The sequence below is a fragment of the Erwinia sp. ErVv1 genome, assembly GCF_900068895.1.
Taxonomy (GTDB): domain Bacteria; phylum Pseudomonadota; class Gammaproteobacteria; order Enterobacterales; family Enterobacteriaceae; genus Erwinia.
This window is the reverse complement of record NZ_CDPK01000011.1, coordinates 40,374-60,668: the sequence shown is the minus strand read 5'-3', so window position 1 is coordinate 60,668 and position 20,295 is coordinate 40,374. Positions and strand designations below refer to the sequence as shown.

The 20,295-nt window shown below is 54.6% G+C and carries 14 protein-coding genes and 1 pseudogene; 6 read left to right on the top strand and 9 right to left on the bottom strand.

Translation table 11 applies throughout. The features are described 5' to 3' along the window. Positions 1 to 2: 2 nt before the first annotated feature. The gene (gene ppx, locus A1830_RS15360; RefSeq protein WP_067708052.1) at positions 3 to 1,535 is read left to right on the top strand and encodes an exopolyphosphatase; all 1,533 of its coding nucleotides are present in this window, start codon (positions 3 to 5) and stop codon (positions 1,533 to 1,535) included. After that, the gene (tehB, locus tag A1830_RS15355) at positions 1,532 to 2,146 is read left to right on the top strand and encodes a tellurite resistance methyltransferase TehB (RefSeq protein ID WP_067708047.1); all 615 of its coding nucleotides are present in this window, start codon (positions 1,532 to 1,534) and stop codon (positions 2,144 to 2,146) included. Before ppx ends, tehB begins: the two co-directional genes overlap by 4 nt. A 130-nt stretch (positions 2,147 to 2,276) precedes the next feature. Here tehB and A1830_RS15350 read toward each other — a convergent pair whose 3' ends face one another. After that, the gene (locus A1830_RS15350; RefSeq protein WP_156485015.1) at positions 2,277 to 4,541 is read right to left on the bottom strand and encodes a sensor domain-containing phosphodiesterase; all 2,265 of its coding nucleotides are present in this window, start codon (positions 4,539 to 4,541) and stop codon (positions 2,277 to 2,279) included. A 626-nt stretch (positions 4,542 to 5,167) separates the two neighbouring features. Between A1830_RS15350 and mgtE the strand changes: the two genes are divergently transcribed. After that, entirely contained in the window at positions 5,168 to 6,604 is a 1,437-nt protein-coding gene (gene mgtE / locus A1830_RS15345; protein ID WP_067708043.1) for a magnesium transporter, read from the top strand. Positions 6,605 to 6,640: 36 nt separating this feature from the next. On the opposite strand, the pseudogene tssK reads toward mgtE, so the two are convergent. From tssK to guaB, 6 genes and pseudogenes are all read right to left on the bottom strand, one after another. Beyond that, a pseudogene (gene tssK / locus A1830_RS22250) lies at positions 6,641 to 6,859 on the bottom strand (type VI secretion system baseplate subunit TssK); the annotation flags it as partial. 104 nt (positions 6,860 to 6,963) lie between these two features. Next, positions 6,964 to 7,617: a hypothetical protein gene (locus A1830_RS15335; RefSeq protein ID WP_067708037.1), complete on the bottom strand. Its 654-nt coding sequence runs from the start codon at positions 7,615 to 7,617 to the stop codon at positions 6,964 to 6,966. Continuing rightward, the gene (locus A1830_RS15330) at positions 7,617 to 8,327 is read right to left on the bottom strand and encodes a hypothetical protein (protein WP_067708034.1); all 711 of its coding nucleotides are present in this window, start codon (positions 8,325 to 8,327) and stop codon (positions 7,617 to 7,619) included. Before A1830_RS15330 ends, A1830_RS15335 begins: the two co-directional genes overlap by 1 nt. A gap of 3 nt (positions 8,328 to 8,330) precedes the next feature. Then, positions 8,331 to 8,984: a hypothetical protein gene (locus A1830_RS15325; protein ID WP_067708250.1), complete on the bottom strand. Its 654-nt coding sequence runs from the start codon at positions 8,982 to 8,984 to the stop codon at positions 8,331 to 8,333. 419 nt (positions 8,985 to 9,403) lie between these two features. Next, positions 9,404 to 10,984 carry a glutamine-hydrolyzing GMP synthase gene (gene guaA / locus A1830_RS15320; protein WP_067708032.1) on the bottom strand — a complete coding sequence of 527 codons (1,581 nt, stop codon included), beginning with the start codon at positions 10,982 to 10,984 and terminating at the stop codon, positions 9,404 to 9,406. A 156-nt stretch (positions 10,985 to 11,140) separates the two neighbouring features. Then, positions 11,141 to 12,607, bottom strand: coding sequence for an IMP dehydrogenase (gene guaB / locus A1830_RS15315; protein WP_067708029.1), 1,467 nt, complete (start codon positions 12,605 to 12,607; stop codon positions 11,141 to 11,143). A 171-nt stretch (positions 12,608 to 12,778) separates the two neighbouring features. On the opposite strand from guaB, the gene xseA reads away from it, so the two are divergent. The 3 genes from xseA to A1830_RS15300 all read left to right on the top strand — a co-directional run bounded on the left by xseA (position 12,779) and on the right by A1830_RS15300 (position 15,612). After that, positions 12,779 to 14,149, top strand: coding sequence for an exodeoxyribonuclease VII large subunit (xseA, locus tag A1830_RS15310; RefSeq protein WP_067708027.1), 1,371 nt, complete (start codon positions 12,779 to 12,781; stop codon positions 14,147 to 14,149). A 117-nt stretch (positions 14,150 to 14,266) separates the two neighbouring features. Continuing rightward, positions 14,267 to 15,283, top strand: coding sequence for a M4 family metallopeptidase (locus A1830_RS15305; RefSeq protein WP_067708024.1), 1,017 nt, complete (start codon positions 14,267 to 14,269; stop codon positions 15,281 to 15,283). Continuing rightward, positions 15,280 to 15,612, top strand: coding sequence for a protealysin inhibitor emfourin (locus tag A1830_RS15300; RefSeq protein WP_067708022.1), 333 nt, complete (start codon positions 15,280 to 15,282; stop codon positions 15,610 to 15,612). The genes A1830_RS15305 and A1830_RS15300 overlap by 4 nt, the downstream gene beginning before the upstream one ends. Positions 15,613 to 15,694: 82 nt before the next feature. Here A1830_RS15300 and A1830_RS15295 read toward each other — a convergent pair whose 3' ends face one another. Both A1830_RS15295 and der read right to left on the bottom strand, forming a co-directional pair. Further along, positions 15,695 to 18,127: a glucose/quinate/shikimate family membrane-bound PQQ-dependent dehydrogenase gene (locus tag A1830_RS15295; protein ID WP_067708018.1), complete on the bottom strand. Its 2,433-nt coding sequence runs from the start codon at positions 18,125 to 18,127 to the stop codon at positions 15,695 to 15,697. A gap of 647 nt (positions 18,128 to 18,774) precedes the next feature. Then, a complete protein-coding gene (gene der / locus A1830_RS15290; RefSeq protein WP_067708015.1) occupies positions 18,775 to 20,265 on the bottom strand; it encodes a ribosome biogenesis GTPase Der in 1,491 nt (496 codons plus the stop codon). Between the last annotated feature and the right edge of the window lie 30 nt (positions 20,266 to 20,295).

Genomic DNA, 20,295 nt, shown 5'->3' with positions numbered 1-20,295 from the left:
TTATGCCTATATCCCAGAAAAATACGCCTAAACCGCAGGAATTCGCCGCAATTGATTTAGGCTCGAACAGTTTTCATATGGTGATTGCCCGCGTGGTCGATGGCGCGATGCAGGTGCTGGGCAGGTTAAAACAGCGCGTCCATCTGGCTGACGGGCTGGACCATAACAATGTGCTGAGCGAAGCCGCCATTGAGCGCGGGCTAAAAAGCCTGGCGCTGTTCGCCGAGCGTCTTCAGGGATTTAGCCCAACCAATGTCACCATTGTCGGCACGCATACGCTGCGCCAGGCGGTTAACGCCGAGGATTTCCTGCGCCGCGCCGCCGACGTTATTCCCTATCCGATTGAAGTGATCTCCGGCAATGAAGAGGCGCGTCTGATTTTTATGGGCGTCGAGCATACTCAGCCGGAAAAAGGTCGCAAGCTGGTGATTGATATTGGCGGCGGTTCTACCGAGCTGGTGATTGGCGAAGACTTTGAGCCAAGCCTGGTCGAGAGCAGACGCATGGGCTGCGTCAGTTTTGCTAATCTCTACTTTCCCGGCCGCGTGATCAGTAAAGAGAACTTCCGCCGGGCAAGGCTGGCCGCGGCGCAAAAGCTGGAGACGCTGGCCTGGCAGTATCGCCTGCACGGCTGGCAGTATGCGCTGGGCGCGTCCGGCACCATTAAGGCCGCCTGCGAAGTGCTGCTGGCGATGGGGGAAAAAGAGAAGCTGATTACCCCCGAGCGTCTGGAGATGCTCTACGCCGAGGTGATGAAGTATAAATCTTTCGACGCGCTCAGCCTGCCGGGGCTGTCAGATGAGCGCAAGGTGGTGTTTGTTCCCGGTCTGGCCATTCTGTTCGGCGTTTTTGACGCCCTGGCGATCCGTGAGCTACGCCTGTCCGATGGGGCCCTGCGCGAAGGCGTACTGTATGAAATGGAGGGCCGCTTTCGCCATCAGGATATCCGCAGCCGCACCGCTCAAAGCCTGGCAAATCATTACGCCATTGACAGCGATCAGGCGCGACGGGTGCTGGAGACCACGGAAGGGCTTTACCATCAGTGGCGCGATTGCAACCCGAAGCAGGCGAACCCACAGCTGGCCGCCCTGCTGAAGTGGGCGTCCATGCTGCATGAGGTCGGCCTGACCATCAACCACAGCGGATTACAGCGCCACTCCGCCTATATTTTGCAGAATACTAACCTGCCGGGTTTCAATCAGGATCAGCAGACCCTGCTGGCCACGCTGGTGCGCTTTCACCGTAAAGCGGTAAAAGTAGACGAGATGCCGCGCCTGACACTGTATAAGAAAAAGCAGTTTCTGCCGCTGGTTTTCCTGCTGCGGCTGGGTGCGGTACTGAATAACCAGCGTCAGGCCACCTCAACGCCAGCAACGCTCCGGTTAACCACCGACGAAGGCCACTGGACGCTGACTTTCCCTCACGGCTATTTCAGCCAGAATACGCTGATCCAGCTCGATCTTGAGCGCGAGCAAAACTACTGGAAGGATGTGACCGGCTGGCAGCTTACCATTGAGGAAGAGCCTGGGGCATGAACATCTCTCATCCGGCGGACGATCGCTACTACACCGAGAAATATCAGCTCACCGCCACGCACTCCGAAGTGGTTGACGCGATGACGCTGCTTAAGCCCGGCCGGGCGCTGGATTTGGGCTGTGGCAGCGGTCGCAATGCGCTCTATCTGAATGCTAAAGGGTTTGACGTCACGGCCTGGGATAACAACCCGGCCAGCCTCGCCCGGCTTAACCAGATAATCGCCAGCGAAGGATTAAGCAATATTCACACCGCCGAAAAGGACCTGAACGCCCTGCGCTTCAACGGCGCTTATGACTTTGTTTTTTCTACGGTGGTGATGATGTTTCTAAAGCCCGATGTCATTCCCCAGCTGATTGCGGATATGCAGGCCAGCACGGTCAGAGGCGGCTATAACCTGATTGTCGCGGCGATGGATACCGAAGATTACCCCTGTAACCAGGGGTTCTCATTCGCCTTTCGCTCAGGCGAACTGAGTGAATATTATCGCAAATGGCATATTGTGAAATATAACGAGCATGTGGGCCAGCTTCACCGCACCGACAGCGAAGGCAGGCGCATTTCTCTGCGCTTTGCCACGCTGCTGGCGCAAAAGGATCTGGTAAAGGCGTAACGCCCGATACAGGCAGCGGCTGCGCCATGCAAAACGCAGACAGGCTGTGAATCCGGCCATAGAGCCCCGGTTGGCGCATCCCGGCGGTCTGCTTATCTGCTGACTCCACCCGTAGCACCATTTGGAACCGCTATTGCGGAGCTGGGCCCTCGTCCGGCTTAGTCGGCGGGATCGGCTCAACGCTTTCGCACAAATCCTGTAGCGCGCAGGGCTGGCTGATAAAGTCGCCCTGCAGGTAGTCCACCCCCAGCAGGCGCAGCAGCCGCTCGGCCTCTTCCGACTCCACGCCCGAGGCGATAACCTGCATGCGCTTTAGCCGGGCTATCATGCAGATGGACTCAATAAGTTGATAATTCAGGCTGCTGCTAAGCATATTGCTGACAAAGGTGGGGCTGATTTTCAGCATATCCATCTGCACCTCTTCCAGCTGGTTATAGCTGGCATAGCCGCTGCCAAAATTGTTAATCGCCAGCCGACAGCCGAGATGCCGAAGCTGAGTAATTGAGCGGTTTCCCCAGCTGTAGTCGGCCAGCATGGGCGACTCTTCCACTTCAATAATCAGCTGCCAGGGCTCAACGCCATACTCCTGCATAAAAACCTGCAGTTCGCGGGCCAGCTGTGGCCGACACAGGCTGGAGGCGAAGAGCCGGATGGCAAAGCGTACGCCCGGCAGTTTTTCCCTGTGGCGCTGTATAAAAGCCAGCGCCATCATGATCACCTGACGGTCTGCTTCCCACGTCAGGCCAAATTCATTGATAACGGGTATTAAACGCGAATATTCGACCCACCCGCCATAGCGGTCCGCCATCTGAGGCCGGATTTCGTAATAATCATCGCCGCGAACGCCAGCGATCTTTTGCACCATCAGCTGAAAACCGCCATGTTTAAGCGCGGTCTGCGTATCATTCAGCAACGCGATCTTTTCAGCAACCTGCCGCTGTGCCGTCTGCCCCCGACGCTGCTGTAGGTTTTCCGCGACGCCACTGCGCAGTGAAACCTCTGCCATGGCGCTTAACTCACCCAGCAGCTCATGCAGATGGTTGACCGGTGGCCGGACGCTACAGTAGCTCAGTCCCACGGCCGGATGGATCGGCAGGCCATCCCAGCTAAGCTGATAATCTTTCAGTCTTACCGCAACATTCTCAATGCGCTCAACGTGGTGGTCATAATTCAGACGCATCACCAGATCGAAACCCGGCAGCTGATAGACGTCCTCCCCCGGCTGTAATTCAGGCATCAGATGGATAGCAAGGCTGCGTTTATAATGGATGCGCATCTGTAGCCCGTAAGTTCTGCTCAGGCGGTCCAGATCAGGAATACTCAGGAAGCAGAGCGTTGAACGCGGGCTCTCTGCCAGATCCTGCGCCAGCGCGCGCAGGTTAGGCAGCCTGAACACCGGGTCGCTGAGCGAGGCGCGTTTTACCCTCGCCAGTGCGAAGCGCTGCCGCGTACTGATACTCGCCATCAGCAGGATAGTCAGCGTAAACACCAGCATATTGACGGAGATGACCGCCAGATGGTGGGGGTCCGTCTCCGGAGAGAGAAAGCGATCGCGCAGCTGGTAAATGCAGAGTAAGAGCATCGCCCAGCTTAGGGAGGTAATAAGATAGCCGAAGCGCACGGCTGACCACAGCATCAGCGGCAGAAACAGGGGCAGACCATAATCCGTATTTAGCAGGTTTTCATCGGCCTGTTCGAACTGTAGCTGCACCCCCAGCAGAAAGATCAGCAGGCCGGCCCATAGCGTCAGCTCAGCCTTACTGACGCCCGTGGCCATTTGCCTTACGGCCCGACGGGCGAGCAGGCTAATAAACGCTGGCTTGCGAATGCTGCGTATTACAAAGTAGCACAGCTGGATCATCACCAGGCAGGAGAGCAGCACTGACTGATAATTAAGCAGCGTGTGCAGCGACAGGGCTGAACGGGAAAATACGGAGTGATTAAACGGTGTCAGCCCCAGCAGCGTCATTACATGCATAGTGAACACAAACAGCGTGGGCGTCATAAATGCCAGCCAGAACAGGCGAACTGACATCATGCGGAATTCCCCGTAATCAACCCCCCAGCGCTGGCGACTATGTAAACGGTAGCCCGCCCAGCACAGCATCAGAACGGTAAGGAAAACAGCGACAATGACGCTGGCCGTAAGCAGGTTGTAGCGAAAAAAGTAGTAGCTGGCTAACCCCAGCGCGATGCCCGGAAAAGCGGCCCAGTCATAAACCAGCAGCATCGCCACCAGCATTGCCAGCGGAAGATAAATCAGATACACGTAGCCATCCGCCATCCACAGCCGGATGGAGAGCTGGGTACACAGCGGCATCAGGATCAGCGGAAGTAGCAGGGGTAATCCCAGTCTGCTGTGATAAAAATATTTGAACCAGTGGGTAATTCTCATTGGGCTCGATATGCTGTGCGAAAATAACGATGATTCCCCGGGCGGGCTGCCTGACGGGGGACACTCTTTTGCGCGCCATGGTAAAGTCTATCAACTACTATAACTTGATCTAAGTCAAATTAGTGCAATTTTCATCCACATCAGTTTTTACCTTTGCGTGAATCCGCGCTTATTCAGCCACTCCCCGTGAACCTCTGCGATCTCACCCTTTATTGACTCGTTTTCATTGATCAAATCACGCGACTGTGTCTAAATTGCACTATTGCCCGCATGGGCTAACCTCAGGACAAACTGCGTGAACAGGGCTATGCCATTACCCCGACGTAAAAAAACCAGCCGGATGACCCTCATCGTACTGCTGGTGAGTTTTATTCTTCTTGCCGCCAGACTCATTTTTGTAATCCCGGGCGCTATTGAGCATCATCAACAGAAACAGCACGACGCTCCCGTACCTACCGTCATAGCGAAATAGCTGTATGAGTAACCGTTTACGCCTCTGAATAGCTGCATGAGTAACCGTTTGCACGTCTGGTGACGCAAAAAAAAACGGGCTTAGTCGCGGCTAAGGCCATATTGCGCAATACTTATCCCCCCGACTTTCTTTTGCCAGACACAAGGGAATTTTTATGTCTGTAGCTTTATCTCACGCCCAACAGCTCTCTGAAATACGCAGTCGTATTCTCAACCTGCTGCTGAACGATGGCGATCTGGTCGATACGCTGCTTGGACGTCCACTGAAAGAGTCCCCTGCCGATGCCAAAGCACATCAGGAGCAGGCTGAAGAGATCGCCCAGTATATCCCACTGCTGCACGCGGCTGACCTTGCCGATCTGCTGGAAGCGCTCCCCGAAGAGGAGCGCCTGGCGCTGTGGCAGCTGATCGGCACCGATCGCCGTGGACGCGTCCTGATCGAAGCCTCGGAAAGCGTCTGGGAAAGCCTGATTGAAGAGATGAGCGACCGCGATCTGCTGCGCGCCATTGAACCTCTGGATATCGACGAACAGGTCCACCTTGCTAAATATCTGCCGCGCGATTTAACCGGCCGCCTGCTCACCTCCCTGGAACCGTCACTCCGCTCCCGCGTGCTGGAAGTGATGGATTTCGACCGCGATCGCGTGGGTCGCATTATGGATTTCAATCTGATCACCGTTCGGGCAGATATTACCCTGGGGACCGTTCAGCGCTTTTTGCGCCGCAGAAAAGTGATCCCGGACGGGACGGATAAAATTTTTATCACCGATAAAAACAATATGCTGCTGGGTGAGGTTACGCTCACGGATATCCTGCTCAATACGCCGAAAATGAAGGTCTTCGACGTTATGAATGCCAGGCCGACCACCTTTCTGATTAATGACAAGGCAGAGGATGCCGCAGGGGCATTTGAGCGCTATAACCTGATCTCCGCAGCGGTGATTGATATTAAAGGAAAGCTGATGGGGCGCGTCACCGTCGAGGAAATTGTAGACCTGGTGAATGAAGAGAGCGACAGCAATATCCGTAAAATGGGTGGCGTAAACCCGGATGAGGATGTGTTTGCCCCGGTCAGAAAAGCCGTACGCACGCGCTGGACGTGGCTGGCCGTCAATCTCTGCACCGCGTTTGTTGCCTCGCGGGTGATTGGCCTGTTTGAAGATACCATCTCTCAGCTGGTGGCGCTGGCGACGCTGATGCCAATCGTGGCGGGCATTGGCGGGAACACCGGTAATCAGACCATCACCATGATTGTCCGTGCACTGGCGCTGCATCAGGTCGAACCGGGTAACTTCTCCTTCCTGATTGGCCGCGAGCTGGGCGTCGCACTGATTAACGGGCTGTGCTGGGGAGGCATTATGGGTGGCGTCACCTGGGCGATGTACGGCAACCCGGAACTGGGCGGCGTCATGATGCTGGCAATGGTGCTAAATTTGCTGCTGGCGGCGCTGATGGGCGTCCTTATCCCACTGATTATGACCAAACTCAAGCGCGATCCCGCCGTTGGCTCCAGCGTATTGATTACCGCCCTGACCGATACCGGCGGATTTTTTATCTTCCTGGGTCTGGCAACGATCTTCCTGCTGCACTGATTTTCCGGCAGCCTTCAGGGCTGCCGGGGCGCTGTACCACATTTCCGGCAGCGGCTTGCCATCATCGCCTGCCGTTTCGCATTCAGGCTGGCTGGCTTCCAGCAGGCCGGTAATGAGTTCGAACAGCGGTGGGAATGCATTGCCCTGTTCCTGATGGTCATAATCGGGGATGGCGTCCAGATCGTGCTCAAGCGAGAACGTCAGCATGCTGCCGGCCAGACGGGCCAGTTCAGCCCATACCTGTTCCGGATATTGCAGAGTATCTGGGGAGTGATCTGGCAAAAATTACTACCAGAGTGCCTGAGAAACAGTAATGCACGTAGACTGGGGAAACACGTATTTCAATTGGCGATGCACGCTTATTGAGCAATGAAGAAAATATTGTCGCAATCAGAATCGACAGTAAGAGTGAAGTCGGAATCGTCAGTCCTGACTTTGAGTGCACTGGCATCGTCACGATTTGGCCCTTGATTATCCCTATGAGGACGCCAGTAACCATCGGTACAAAGCAACAATATCTCTCCATCTCGCCAGTTAAAATTTACCTGGTCTGGCGCGGTAAACCGACGAGCTTTTAAAACCCGGGTGAGGAAGCAAGCATAACTTTCATCTAACTCTGGGAAGGTGTTAACAATAATATGAGGCTCGTTAATCCAATTAATATCGTAGTGATTGCTTATGCCCAGTCTACAATCGCCGACATAAACAATCTCTCCGCTACGATCCTTTAAGTCAATGTCGATCAGAGTATAACTAGCACTCTCGGTAAGATAGTCAGGGACCAGTGTCCGGTGAATATCTTTCAGAAGCGATACGACTGATTCATGTTCTTGCTTTATGTAACTCGTTAACAGTGTTTTTGCCCAATATTCAGCCAGGCGTCTGGGTGCTTTACCTTTATCTGACGCATCAACAATAACCGCAGAAAAATGGTTATCATTCGCTCTGATGGCCACATAATCATTATTATTCTCATGTGATGAGCCTTTTTGACTCTTCCAGGATATATTCATTAGCATGAGGTCCTGGTGACTATCTCTTCAATACGCTCGAATATAACCCTTTCACGCTGGGAACTATTGTTGCTTTGACTGCTTACCGCATATTCAAAATTAATATCGTCCAGCAGCTGGCTAAATTGCTCTGAGATAAACGCTTTAACCGCATATGATGCATTGCCCAGTTCACTCATCAATTCTTCACGCCCATCGATTAAATTTATGATATCCTCAATGTCGCGGCTTGTTAATGCGTCCCCTTTACCTCTTCCAAGCCAGGCTTCAAGTTTGGTGGCAACAAAGTACTCCGGAGAAACAATTCTTATAATAATGTCATCATTAAGTTGATAATTAAAAGCATTGTCCATGGCTTCTTTATACCATCTGTTACTGAACCCCAGAATTGATTCATCATCTGGCATAATATCTACACGCAATTCATTCAGGCGCATGGCGCAAATGGGGATATCTTCATCTTCATCGGGGGCAACAATCTTGAACCCCCTATTATTTAATTCTTCCTGAAGAGCATGATATTTTGCATAACTAATTACATGAACAATTAAGTCCACATCATCTGTATGCCGGACCTGCTCTGCAGTAACCTCGTCCGTCAGTAAAAGTGCAGTAGTACATCCTCCGACAAAAGTGACCTGCTTCAACAAATCAGGACCCAGTGCCAGAGCCACTTCGACCAGCATACGATGTTGCTGTTTAGCTTCCATGAATCATATCCCCATAAATATTTTTTCCAGCATATTTGCAGCTAAGGCCGCCTCACGCTGGTTTCCGAGCCTGATGGCATCCACCAGAGCAAGCATTGCATATAAATCACCATCCTGCCGAACAGCATGGGGAACGGTGTGGAACAAAGGTATCACTTTCAATCCTTTACTTTTTGCTCTTTCATCAGACCAGACCGCGATTAACTCACCCGAACTGAAAAGCCTTTCGTTTAACACAGGAGCAGAAAAAGAAGTGGCTATTCCACGAGTCAACTCTCCCATCCTGACGGGGAAGACATACCTTATTCCGTAGATGATAAATTCGAGCAGGGATTTCTTATTTGTTCTCGGCACCCCATATTTTCGGTCTTTCTTAGCCAGACCAATATCCATGCATCTCTTAATAGAATCTGCTATTTGTGTTTTACTTATACCCGTAGTTTTTTCCAGGCCACGAACCGTATAAAGACTTCCACGGTAAACTTCAATCTCACTAAATTCAATGATTCCTTTTTGCTCCAATACCTCTTCTTCTGTGACGTCCCAGTCCTGCCATGACTCAGGCCATGGCCTTAATTTTTCAGCACCGCCCAGATGCTTTTCCTGACGTTGCAGCGATACCAGCTTCAGCAACAACAAAATGTCTTGACCTTTCATGCTCTCCTCACCCCCCATGTCCTATGTCCCGGGACCAGGGACAATACTGGTTTGGTTAAATTAATAAAGCAAGTTAAATTTTAAATCGAGCCGGGTCACAGAGAATAAAGCGAGGTTTGTTACTCACATCGTTCATCGGCAGGCAGAGGGTATAGGTGATGCTCAGCACGCTCCGGATCAAGGTCGAGCACCCAGTCCTGACTCAATGTAGTCCTTGCGCTTCGCTAGTCCTTCACCACTATCAGGCTGGGCAGAGGAGACTCTACCCCCCCCCCCCCCCCCCCCCCCCCCCCCCCCCCCCNACCCCCCCCCCCCCCCCCCCCAAGCTAACGCCAGACACAAAAACAAAAAAGCCCGCAGTTACGCGGGCTTAGAGATGTTTTACTGCTTTTACGTGCAGGCTGTTGCCAGACGTTAAATCATTCCCACTCAATCGTCGCCGGCGGCTTACCGGAGATATCGTAAACGACGCGGGAGATACCGTCGATTTCGTTGATGATGCGGTTAGAAACGCGACCCAGGAACTCGTAAGGCAGATGCGCCCAGTGGGCGGTCATAAAGTCGATGGTTTCCACCGCGCGCAGGGAAACGACCCAGTCGTATTTACGACCGTCGCCCATGACGCCGACGGAACGTACCGGCAGGAACACGGTAAAGGCCTGGCTAACCCTGTTGTACAGGTCGGCTTTATGCAGCTCTTCAATAAAGATGGCATCTGCACGACGCAGCAGATCGCAGTACTCTTTCTTCACTTCACCCAGTACGCGCACGCCCAGACCCGGCCCCGGGAACGGATGACGGTAGAGCATGTTGTACGGCAGGCCCAGCTCCAGGCCGATTTTGCGCACTTCATCTTTGAACAGCTCTTTCAGCGGCTCAACCAGGCCCAGCTTCATCTCTTTCGGCAGGCCACCGACGTTGTGGTGCGACTTGATCACGTGGGCTTTACCCGTCGCGGAAGCGGCCGATTCAATCACATCCGGATAGATGGTGCCCTGCGCCAGCCATTTCACCTCGGTCAGGCGGGTTGCCTGCTCGTCGAACACTTCCACAAACACGCGACCAATGGTCTTGCGTTTCGCTTCCGGTTCGTCAATGCCCGCCAGCGCGTCCAGAAAACGTGCCTCGGCTGGAACGTGAACAATGTTCAGGCCGAAATGGTCGCCAAACATATCCATAACCTGTTCGGCCTCGTTAAGGCGCAGCAGGCCATTATCGACAAACACGCAGGTCAGACGATCGCCGATGGCGCGATGCAGCAGCATGGCGGTAACCGATGAATCCACCCCGCCGGACAGGCCAAGGATCACTTTGTCATTGCCGACCTGCTCACGCAGGCGATCGACGGTATCCTCGATGATTTTTGCCGGCGTCCACAGCATTTCGCACTGGCAGATATCGCGTACGAAACGCTCCAGCAGGCGCAGCCCCTGGCGCGTGTGGGTCACTTCCGGGTGGAACTGCACGCCGTACATACGCTTCTCTTCGTTAGCCATAATGGCAAACGGGCAGGTCTCGGTGCTGGCAACGGTGACGAAGTCTGACGGGATGGCGGTAACCTTGTCGCCGTGGCTCATCCAGACGTCCAGCAGAGGTTTACCCGCCTCGCTGAGCGAGTCTTCGATATCGCGGGTTAGCGCGCTTTCCACCGCCAGTTCTACCTGCGCATAGCCGAATTCACGCTCGCTTGACCCTTCTACCTTGCCGCCCAGCTGGAGCGCCATGGTCTGCATGCCGTAGCACACGCCCAGTACCGGAACGCCGGCGGTGAACACATATTCTGGCGCACGCGGGCTGTCATGTTCGGTGGTGCTTTCCGGGCTACCGGAAAGAATGATGCCGTTCGGGTTGAACTGGCGGATCTGCTCTTCGGTAACGTCCCAGGCCCAGAGCTCACAGTAAACGCCCAGCTCGCGCACGCGGCGCGCAACCAGCTGCGTATATTGAGAACCGAAATCGAGGATCAGTATGCGATGTTTATGAATATTTTCCGTCGTCATTTAATGCGTTTTCCGGCAAAGAAATGAATATAAAAATCGATCGGTTCTGTACGGCAGGTGACAACCAGGGGTTTTACTCGTCGCGCCGTGGACAGATGATCAATAAGCAATGCGGACGGCGAACGGCAGCACGCTGAGCCGTTCGCCGCAGCCATATCAGGAGCCCATGCGGTAGTTCGGAGACTCTTTAGTGATGGTCACATCGTGCACGTGGCTTTCCGAGATCCCGGCGCCGCTGATGCGAACAAACTCCGCTTTGGTACGCAGTTCGTCGATAGTAGCACAGCCGGTCAGGCCCATACAGGAACGCAGGCCGCCCATCTGCTGGTGAACGATCTCTTTCAGCAGGCCCTTATAGGCCACGCGGCCTTCAATCCCTTCCGGCACCAGCTTATCGGCGGCGTTATCGGTCTGGAAATAGCGATCCGACGAGCCTTTGGACATCGCGCCCAGTGAACCCATGCCGCGATAGGATTTGAAAGAGCGTCCCTGATAAAGCTCGATCTCGCCCGGGGACTCATCGGTCCCGGCCAGCATCGAACCGACCATCACCGCCGAGGCGCCTGCGGCAATTGCTTTCGCAATATCGCCGGAGAAGCGGATACCGCCGTCAGCAATAACCGGGATCCCGGTTCCTTCCAGCGCCGCTACCGCATCAGACACGGCGGTGATCTGCGGTACGCCCACGCCAGTCACAATACGCGTGGTACAGATTGAGCCAGGGCCGATGCCGACTTTCACCGCGCTTACGCCCGCTTCCACCAGCGCCAGCGCGCCAGCACCGGTCGCCACGTTGCCGCCCACGATTTGCAGATCGGGGTATTTGGCGCGCGTTTCGCGAATGCGCTGAAGTACGCCTTCGGAGTGGCCGTGTGAAGAGTCAATCAGCAGCACATCCACACCTGCCGCGACCAGCGCGTCCACGCGCTCCTCGTTACCGGCACCGGCGCCAACGGCGGCACCCACGCGCAGGCGGCCATGTTCGTCTTTACAGGCGTTAGGCTTACGCTCGGCTTTCTGGAAGTCCTTGACGGTGATCATCCCCAGCAGATGGAAGCTATCATCCACTACCAGCGCTTTTTCAACGCGTTTTTCATGCATTTTATGCAGAACCACTTCGCGAGATTCACCTTCGCGCACGGTCACCAGACGCTCTTTCGGCGTCATCACCGCCGATACCGGCTTGCTTAAGTCGGTGACAAACCGCACGTCACGACCGGTGATGATCCCCACCAGCTCGTTATCATCGTTTACCACCGGGTAACCCGCAAAGCCGTTACGCTGGGTGAGTGCTTTCACCTCGCTCAGCGCGGTCGTCGGCAGCACGGTTTGCGGGTCGGTAACTACGCCGCTTTCGTGCTTCTTCACCTTACGGACTTCTTCTGCCTGGCGTTCGATAGGCATATTCTTGTGAATAAAGCCCAGTCCCCCCTCCTGCGCCAGCGCAATGGCCAGGCCCGCTTCGGTAACGGTATCCATAGCAGCGGAGAGCATGGGAATGTTCAGGCGAATGGTTTTAGTGAGCTGGGTGCTGAGGTCGGCCGTGTTAGGTAATACAGTCGAATGAGCGGGAACGAGCAGGACGTCGTCAAATGTCAGGGCTTCTTTAGCGATTCTTAGCATGGCAATATCTCAACCTCAGGGTGCGTGAGAACAATTTAAAATATTGCCGCGGCATTATACAGGCCGTAATCGATTGCCTCCAGCATTATTTACGAAAAAACCTTGATCCCCTCAATGAGCCATGTAGTATCGGTTGATTAACCCTCTGATTTAAAGTTTGATCTTCATCACATGTCGCTACCGCCAACCGCCAATATATTTACCGTCAGCCGTCTTAATACCACGGTGCGTAAGCTGCTGGAGATGGAAATGGGCCAGGTCTGGCTGAGCGCCGAGATCTCCAATTTCTCCCAGCCCTCTTCGGGTCACTGGTATTTCACCCTGAAGGATGACGGTGCCCAGGTGCGCTGCGCTATGTTCCGCAACAGCAACCGCCGCATGACTTTCCGACCGCAAAACGGTCAGCAGGTGCTGGTACGGGCAACCATTACGCTCTATGAACCTCGCGGTGACTATCAGCTGATTGCGGAGAGCATGCAGCCCGCGGGTGACGGTTTACTACAGCAGCAGTTTGAGCAGCTCCGCCAGCGGCTGCTGGGCGAAGGACTCTTTGATCAGCAGGCTAAGCAGCCGCTGCCCGACCCGGCCCGCCAGGTGGGCGTGATTACTTCCGCGACCGGTGCCGCCCTGCATGACGTGCTGAGAGTGCTTCACCGACGCGATCCGTCACTGCCGGTGGTTATCTACCCCACGCCGGTTCAGGGCGCAGACGCGCCCGCCCGCATCGTGCGCGCCATCGAAATGGCTAACGCGCGCGCGGAGTGTGACGTGCTGATTGTCGGCCGCGGCGGCGGGTCGCTTGAAGATCTCTGGAGCTTTAACGATGAGCGGGTGGCGCGCGCTATTTTTGCCAGCCGCATTCCCATTGTCAGCGCGGTCGGCCACGAGACCGACGTAACCATCGCCGATTTTGTAGCCGATCTGCGCGCGCCCACGCCGTCGGCGGCGGCCGAGCTGGTGAGCCGTAATCAGCTGGAACTGCTGCGCCAGCTGCAAAATCAGCAGCAGCGCCTTGAGATGGCGATGGACTACTACCTGGCCCAGCAGAACCGCACCTTTACCCGTCTGCATCATCGTCTGCAACAGCAGCACCCTCAGCTACGTCTGGCTCGCCAGCAGACCGGGCTGATGCGGCTTCAGCGCCGTCTGGATGATGCCATGCAGCTCAGCCTGCGTCAGGCGCGACGTAAGCAGGAAGGCGCGCTACAGCGCCTGAGCGCTTTCCAGCCGCAAAAGCGAATTTATCGTGCGCAGCAGCAGGTTCAGCAGTGGCAGTATCGCCTGCAGCAGGCGATGCAGCAGCAGATGAACGGCAGTAAACAGCGGTTTTCCACGCTGGCCGCCCAGCTGGAAGGCGTCAGTCCCCTGGCGACGCTGGCGCGTGGCTTCAGCGTAACCACCTCCGCAGAAGGCCAGGTGGTGAGAAAAACCCGTCAGGTTCATCAGGGTGACAGGCTGAAGACCCGGCTGGACGACGGCTGGGTTGAAAGCGAAGTGACCGCCACTACCCCACTTAAAGCACGGCGTAAGCCTAAAGGCTGAACGGTACTGTCTGCACAGGGTTAGCAGACAGTGCCATTCACTTCTGGAAAGTTTAAGCATACTTATGATTCGTTAACTATACTTTTTTGACACCTACTGTCGATTAAGGAGTTCCGAATGCATTACGGCGTCATTCCTCCCTATATTTTGCGCAAAATCATTGATAACGGTTCCGATGCTCAGCAGCACTGTGCCAGGCAAACCCTGGTCCACGTTCAGGCCCTGATGGCCGAAGAGTGGATCAAACCTCAGGGTGCGAAAACCGCAGCGGCAGGCAAAGTTCAGCGAGAAATCTACGACGCGCAGCAGAAAGAGACGCTGCCCGGCAAGCTGGTGCGTAGCGAAGGGGCCGCGGCTACCGGCGATGTCGCCACGACCGAAGCCTATGATTATCTTGGCGTCACCTACGATTTTTTCTGGCAGGCCTACCAGCGTAACTCTCTCGATAACAACGGGCTGGTGCTGAAGGGAACCGTTCACTACGGCAAAAATTACCAAAACGCTTTCTGGAACGGACAGCAAATGGTCTTTGGCGATGGCGATGGCCAAATCTTTAATCGCTTCACCATCGCGATTGACGTCGTGGGACATGAACTCTCTCACGGGGTGACGGAAACTGAAGCCGGACTGATCTATTTCCAGCAGGCTGGCGCGCTGAACGAGTCCCTTTCCGATGTGTTTGGCTCACTGGTGAAACAGTTCCACCTTAAACAGACTGCCGATAGCGCCGACTGGATCATCGGTGAAGGACTGCTGGCAAAAGGCATTAAAGGTAAGGGTCTGCGGTCGATGTCCGAACCAGGGACCGCCTATGACGATCCGCTGCTGGGTAAAGATCCGCAGCCTGCCAATATGAAAGATTACGTCCAGACCCGCGATGATAACGGCGGCGTCCATCTTAACTCCGGTATCCCTAACCGGGCATTCTATCTGGCGGCTAAGGCGCTGGGCGGCCACGCCTGGGAACGCGCGGGCTGGGCCTGGTACGATACCGTGTGTGACAAAAGTCTGCCACAAAATGCCGATTTCAAAACCTTTGCAAAGCTGACCATCCAGCACGGTAAAAAACGTTTTGACCAGTCGGTAGGTCAGGCCATCGAGACCGCCTGGAAACAGGTCGGCGTACTGCCATGAGTTCCCTCCCCGAGCTGAGCGACGACGCCGTAATTGATGTTGCGCGCGAAGGCGGTTTTGCGTTTATTCCCCGGCTGGCAGAACCGAGGCGCATTACGCTTGCTCAGCTTGATGGCGCGCAAAAACAACACGTGTGCAGTGTGCTTCGCCAGGCACTGGCGTTGGGTACCCCGCCCGGAGAGCAGAGTACTGCCGGACGCGGTGACCAGCGTTATTATCGTATCGAGATTAGCTATGCCACCCCCCAGCGGATTGGCAATATTGTCCTGCAAATCCCGGAAGATCTGGCGCCTCCCGCGCTGGTTCAGCTCTGGCAGCACGGCCAGTAGCCTTTCTGAGGCATAAAAAAGCCCCCGCCATCGCTGGCGGGGGCTTTTTATTATGGGTTACGGGGAATCACTCCCCCACGCGTTATTTATCCAGTGCGTAGGCAATCACGTAGTCACCCCGATCCGGGGACTGACGCGCACCGCCAGCAGAAATCAGGATGTACTGTTTTCCGGTTTTAGGCGATTTGTAGCTGATTGGGCCGCCCTGGCTACCAACCGGCAGGCGTGCTTTCCACACTTCTTTACCGGTGGCAGTATCGAATGCGCGCAGATAGTAATCCTGTGTGCCAGCGATAAACACCAGCCCACCCTGCGTCGCCAGCGTACCGCCCAGCGTTGGCATACCCACCGGCATCTTCACGTGCATTTTGATGCCGAATGGACCGGTATCCTGTACCGTTCCAACCGGTACCTGCCATACCACTTTACGCGTCTTCAGGTCGACCGCAGAAAGCGTACCAAACGGTGGCTTCTGGCAGGGAATGCCCAGCGGAGACATAAAGCGATTTTTATTTACCGCGTAAGGCGTGCCTTTCAGCGGTACCGCTCCCATACCGGTGTTAATCGCTTCACCGCCGTTGCTACCACGTGAAATCGCCGCGGTGTTGGCTGGGATCATTTGCACCCACAGACCCAGACGCATATCATTCACAAAGATGAGATGGTTATTAGGGTCGGTAGAGAGGCTACCCCAGTTCATGCCGCCCAGCGAGCCCGGGAAGCTAAGCGCTTTATCGGTACCGGGTACGGTATACAGGCCATCATAGCGCATTGATTTAAAGCCAATGCGGCAGGCCAGCTGGTCGAATGGCGTGGCACCCCACATATCAGATTCGGTCAGCGTTTCGGCACCGATCTGCGGCATCCCGACGGACTTAGGCTGGGTGGCAGTATACTGCTCGTTCGGAATGTTCCCTTTCTTAACCGGGAACTCCTTCACTTCGGTCAGCGGCTTACCGGTCAGGCGATCCAGCACGTAGATCTGACCTGCTTTGGTCCCAATAACCACGGCGGGTTTAGTGGTGCCATCTTTTTCCGGGAAGTCGATAAGGCTTGGCTGCATCGGTAAGTCGAAGTCCCACAGATCGTTATGTACGGTCTGATAAACCCATTTCTCTTTACCGGTGGTTGCATCAACGGCCAGAACCGAGGCGCCATATTTGTGGTTAAGCGCGGTACGGGTTGCGCCCCACAGGTCAACGGACGAGCTGCCCATAGGCATAAATACGGTGTTCATGCCGGGATCGTAGGACATCGGGCCCCATGAGTTCGGCGTACTGCGCACGTAGGTTTCGCCGGGCTTCAGCTTAGCCGTTGGGTCATCTTTACCCGGATCGAACGCCCAGCGCATCGCGCCGGTGATCACATCGAAACCGCGAATCACGCCGCCAGGCATATCGGTCTGGACGTTATCCGCTACGCGACCGCCCACCACCACGGTGGTGCCTGCAAGCGTTGGCGCAGAGGTCAGCTGATATTTAGGATCTTCAGCCTGGCCCAGGCCATCTTTCAGATTGACCACGCCGTGGTCGCCAAAGTTCTGGCAGAACTCACCGTTATCGGCGTTGATAGCAATCAGGCGCGCATCAATGGTGTTCATCAGCAGACGACGCTGGCAGGTATCACCTGCTGCCAGTGCAGGCTGAGGAACCGGCGTAGAGCCTGGAACGGTAGGCTGGGTCAGCGGCTTCGTTGCATCAAAGTAAGCCAGACCACGGCAGCGGTTCCAGACTTCCGCCTGAGCGTTAACGACGCGCTTCCAGATCTCTTTACCGGTATCGGCATTAACGGCGATAACGTTGTTATGCGGGGTACAGAGATAGAGCACATCGCCAATCTGTAGCGGCGTCTGCTGATCTTCTGCGCCGTTGCCCGTAGGGCTTTCAGGGATATCACCGGTGTGATAAGTCCAGGCCACCTTCAGATCTTTTACGTTATCGCGGGTAATCTGATCCAGCGCGACGAAGCGGCTGCCGCCCGGCGTGTTACCGTAGTTATCCCAGTTTTTTTGCTCAGCGGCTTTATTAACCGGCACCAGCGGCAGCTCTTTACCGTCAGCAACGGGAGAGTGTGGCTGAAACATCTGCACGAAGGTGGCGACCATACCGATAGCCACCAGCGCGGCGATGGCCCATGCGGGCTTCGTCGCTGGCGTTTTCCCTTCGCGCTTACGCAGTGCCGGCAGCGTAACCAGCGCCAGCAGCAGGAAGCCCGCCAGCGTCATCAGGCGTGACACCAGCGGCCAGAAATCTATTCCCGCATCCTGCACGGCCCAGATGGCAGAGCCAATAAAGACCAGGACAAAAAGGGTAACGGCAGAGGATTTACGGCGGAAGAATTGAATAGCAGAGAGAACGGTGACGATACCAGCAATCACGAAATACCAGCTGCCACCCAGTGAAACCAGTTTCCCACCACCAATGACAAAGTAGAGGCCGGTTGCAAGGAACAGTAAGCCCAGCACAAAGCACCACAAGCCCAGCCATTTAGATGACGGGGCGTTCGTTTGAGACATGATAAAAATACTCCTGAACTAAATAGGGCCTTAGCACAATCTTCATTCTCTGTCTGTTACCCACACCCGATGACGCGGGACCAGAAAGAAAAGAACATTATTCTTTAGTCGCTTATTTTAATTAACAATTTGATACGGGTCTGCCCCGTTTCTCGCTAACCAATACCGCAGTTTTCGTCCCCTGGTGGAGAACTGTGTCACTCAGCTAACCAAAAAATTGTACCACGCGGTTCATAAAGCTATAAACATAAAATTAACAAATAACACACTTACAGACCAAAAATCCGCTCTGGTAACAGCAGTAATTTCAATGAAATAATAGTTCATATAATCAATAATTCATTTTATCTAAAGAATAATTTCGGTATTTTTCAGTTAAAACAACAAGCGGAATGGCAACCCAGAGGATGGCGGGCAGAAAAGCGATTAATTAACCTTATAATAATTACAGGATTAGCTGAGGCCAGGCTAATGTTTTTTAGGGCGGCTTATTACAAACTGCCTGTTAAGCTATTTATTACCATGATATCTGTCAGGCTATTCCAGCACTGGCATCTTTATGCACTCTGAAGAGTTTGAAATAGTGTAAGCTCAGGAAAATTCTGTATCTGGCAGATAAAAAAAGGGGCCATCAGGCCCCTTCAGGTTTAACGTTTGTTCTTTTTCAGGTGACTCATCAGACGCTTGCGTTTGCGCTGCTGGTTTGGCGTCAGCAGGTTGCGTTTACCGGCAAACGGATTATCGCCCTCTTTGAACTGAATACGGATAGGCGTACCCATCACCTCCAGCGAGCGGCGGAAATAGTTCATCAGATAGCGTTTATACGAATCCGGCAGATCTTTGACCTGGTTACCGTGGATAACCACAATCGGTGGATTGTAGCCACCGGCGTGGGCGTATTTCAGCTTAACGCGACGGCCCTGAACCAGCGGCGGCTGATGGTCGTCAGCGGCCATGTTCATAATGCGGGTCAGCATTGACGTATTAACACGCCGGGTTGAACAGTCATAGGCTTCGGTAACGGATTCAAACAGGTTACCTACCCCACTGCCGTGTAGCGCAGAGATAAAATGCACGCGGGCGAAGTCGATAAAGCCCAGACGCAGGTCCAGCGCATCTTTCACCTCATCGCGCGCTTCCTGCGTCATGCCATCCCACTTGTTAACCACAATCACCAGTGAGCGACCGCTGTTAAGGATAAAGCCCAGCAGCGACAGATCCTGATCGGAGATACCTTCGCGGGCATCAATGATCAACATCACTACGTTGGCATCTTCGATGGCTTTAAGCGTTTTGATGACCGAAAATTTCTCAACGGTATCGGTAATTTTTCCGCGCTTACGCACACCGGCGGTGTCGATCAGAATATATTCACGACCGTCACGCTCCATGGGAATATAGATACTGTCGCGCGTGGTGCCCGGCATATCGTATACCACCACCCGCTCCTCGCCGAGGATACGGTTCGTCAGCGTCGATTTGCCCACGTTAGGGCGTCCGACGATGGCCAGTTTGATCGGCAGATCGAGAGGGTTAAAGTCATCCTCGGCCTCTTCCTGCGCCTCATCGCTCTCTTCGGCTTCCAGCGCCGCCCAGTAGGCTGCGTTCTCTTCTTCCTCGGTCAGCGGTGCCTGGGGCACCACTTCTTCCATCCACGGCAGGAGGACCATTTCCAGCAGGCTGGTCACGCCACGTCCGTGAGAGGCGGCGATCGGGTGAATTTCACCCAGGCCCAGCGCATAGAAGTCAACCACGGCGGAATCAGGATCCATGCCGTCGGTTTTATTGGCCACCAGAAAGGTGGGTTTCTGCCGCGAGCGCAGATGTTGGGCAATGCCCTGATCGGCAGGCATCAGACCGGCGCGGGCATCGACCATAAACAGCACCACGTCAGCTTCCTCAATCGCCAACAGAGACTGCTCGGCCATGCGCGTTTCCACGCCCTCTTCGTTGCCATCAATACCGCCGGTATCAATGCAAATATACTCCCGCCCTTCGACCTCGGCACGACCGTATTTTCGGTCACGCGTAAGGCCAGGAAAATCCGCCACCAGCGCATCTCGCGTGTGCGTGAGACGGTTAAACAGGGTGGATTTTCCCACATTGGGACGCCCGACCAGCGCGACCACAGGTACCATATTGAAGCCTCATTACAAAAATTAAGCGCC

Bases quoted from the DNA above. Each gene is read 5' to 3' on its own strand.
- xseA (WP_067708027.1), top strand. From the start codon at position 12,779: ATGTCGCTACCGCCAACCGCCAATATATTTACCGTCAGCCGTCTTAAT.
- A1830_RS15335 (WP_067708037.1), bottom strand. From the start codon at position 7,617: ATGAATATATCCTGGAAGAGTCAAAAAGGCTCATCACATGAGAATAAT.
- A1830_RS15325 (WP_067708250.1), bottom strand. From the start codon at position 8,984: ATGAAAGGTCAAGACATTTTGTTGTTGCTGAAGCTGGTATCGCTGCAA.
- mgtE (WP_067708043.1), top strand. From the start codon at position 5,168: ATGTCTGTAGCTTTATCTCACGCCCAACAGCTCTCTGAAATACGCAGT.
- tehB (WP_067708047.1), top strand. From the start codon at position 1,532: ATGAACATCTCTCATCCGGCGGACGATCGCTACTACACCGAGAAATAT.
- ppx (WP_067708052.1), top strand. From the start codon at position 3: ATGCCTATATCCCAGAAAAATACGCCTAAACCGCAGGAATTCGCCGCA.
- der (WP_067708015.1), bottom strand. From the start codon at position 20,265: ATGGTACCTGTGGTCGCGCTGGTCGGGCGTCCCAATGTGGGAAAATCC.
- guaB (WP_067708029.1), bottom strand. From the start codon at position 12,607: ATGCTAAGAATCGCTAAAGAAGCCCTGACATTTGACGACGTCCTGCTC.
- A1830_RS15300 (WP_067708022.1), top strand. From the start codon at position 15,280: ATGAGTTCCCTCCCCGAGCTGAGCGACGACGCCGTAATTGATGTTGCG.
- A1830_RS15305 (WP_067708024.1), top strand. From the start codon at position 14,267: ATGCATTACGGCGTCATTCCTCCCTATATTTTGCGCAAAATCATTGAT.
- A1830_RS15330 (WP_067708034.1), bottom strand. From the start codon at position 8,327: ATGGAAGCTAAACAGCAACATCGTATGCTGGTCGAAGTGGCTCTGGCA.
- A1830_RS15295 (WP_067708018.1), bottom strand. From the start codon at position 18,127: ATGTCTCAAACGAACGCCCCGTCATCTAAATGGCTGGGCTTGTGGTGC.
- A1830_RS15350 (WP_156485015.1), bottom strand. From the start codon at position 4,541: ATGAGAATTACCCACTGGTTCAAATATTTTTATCACAGCAGACTGGGA.
- guaA (WP_067708032.1), bottom strand. From the start codon at position 10,984: ATGACGACGGAAAATATTCATAAACATCGCATACTGATCCTCGATTTC.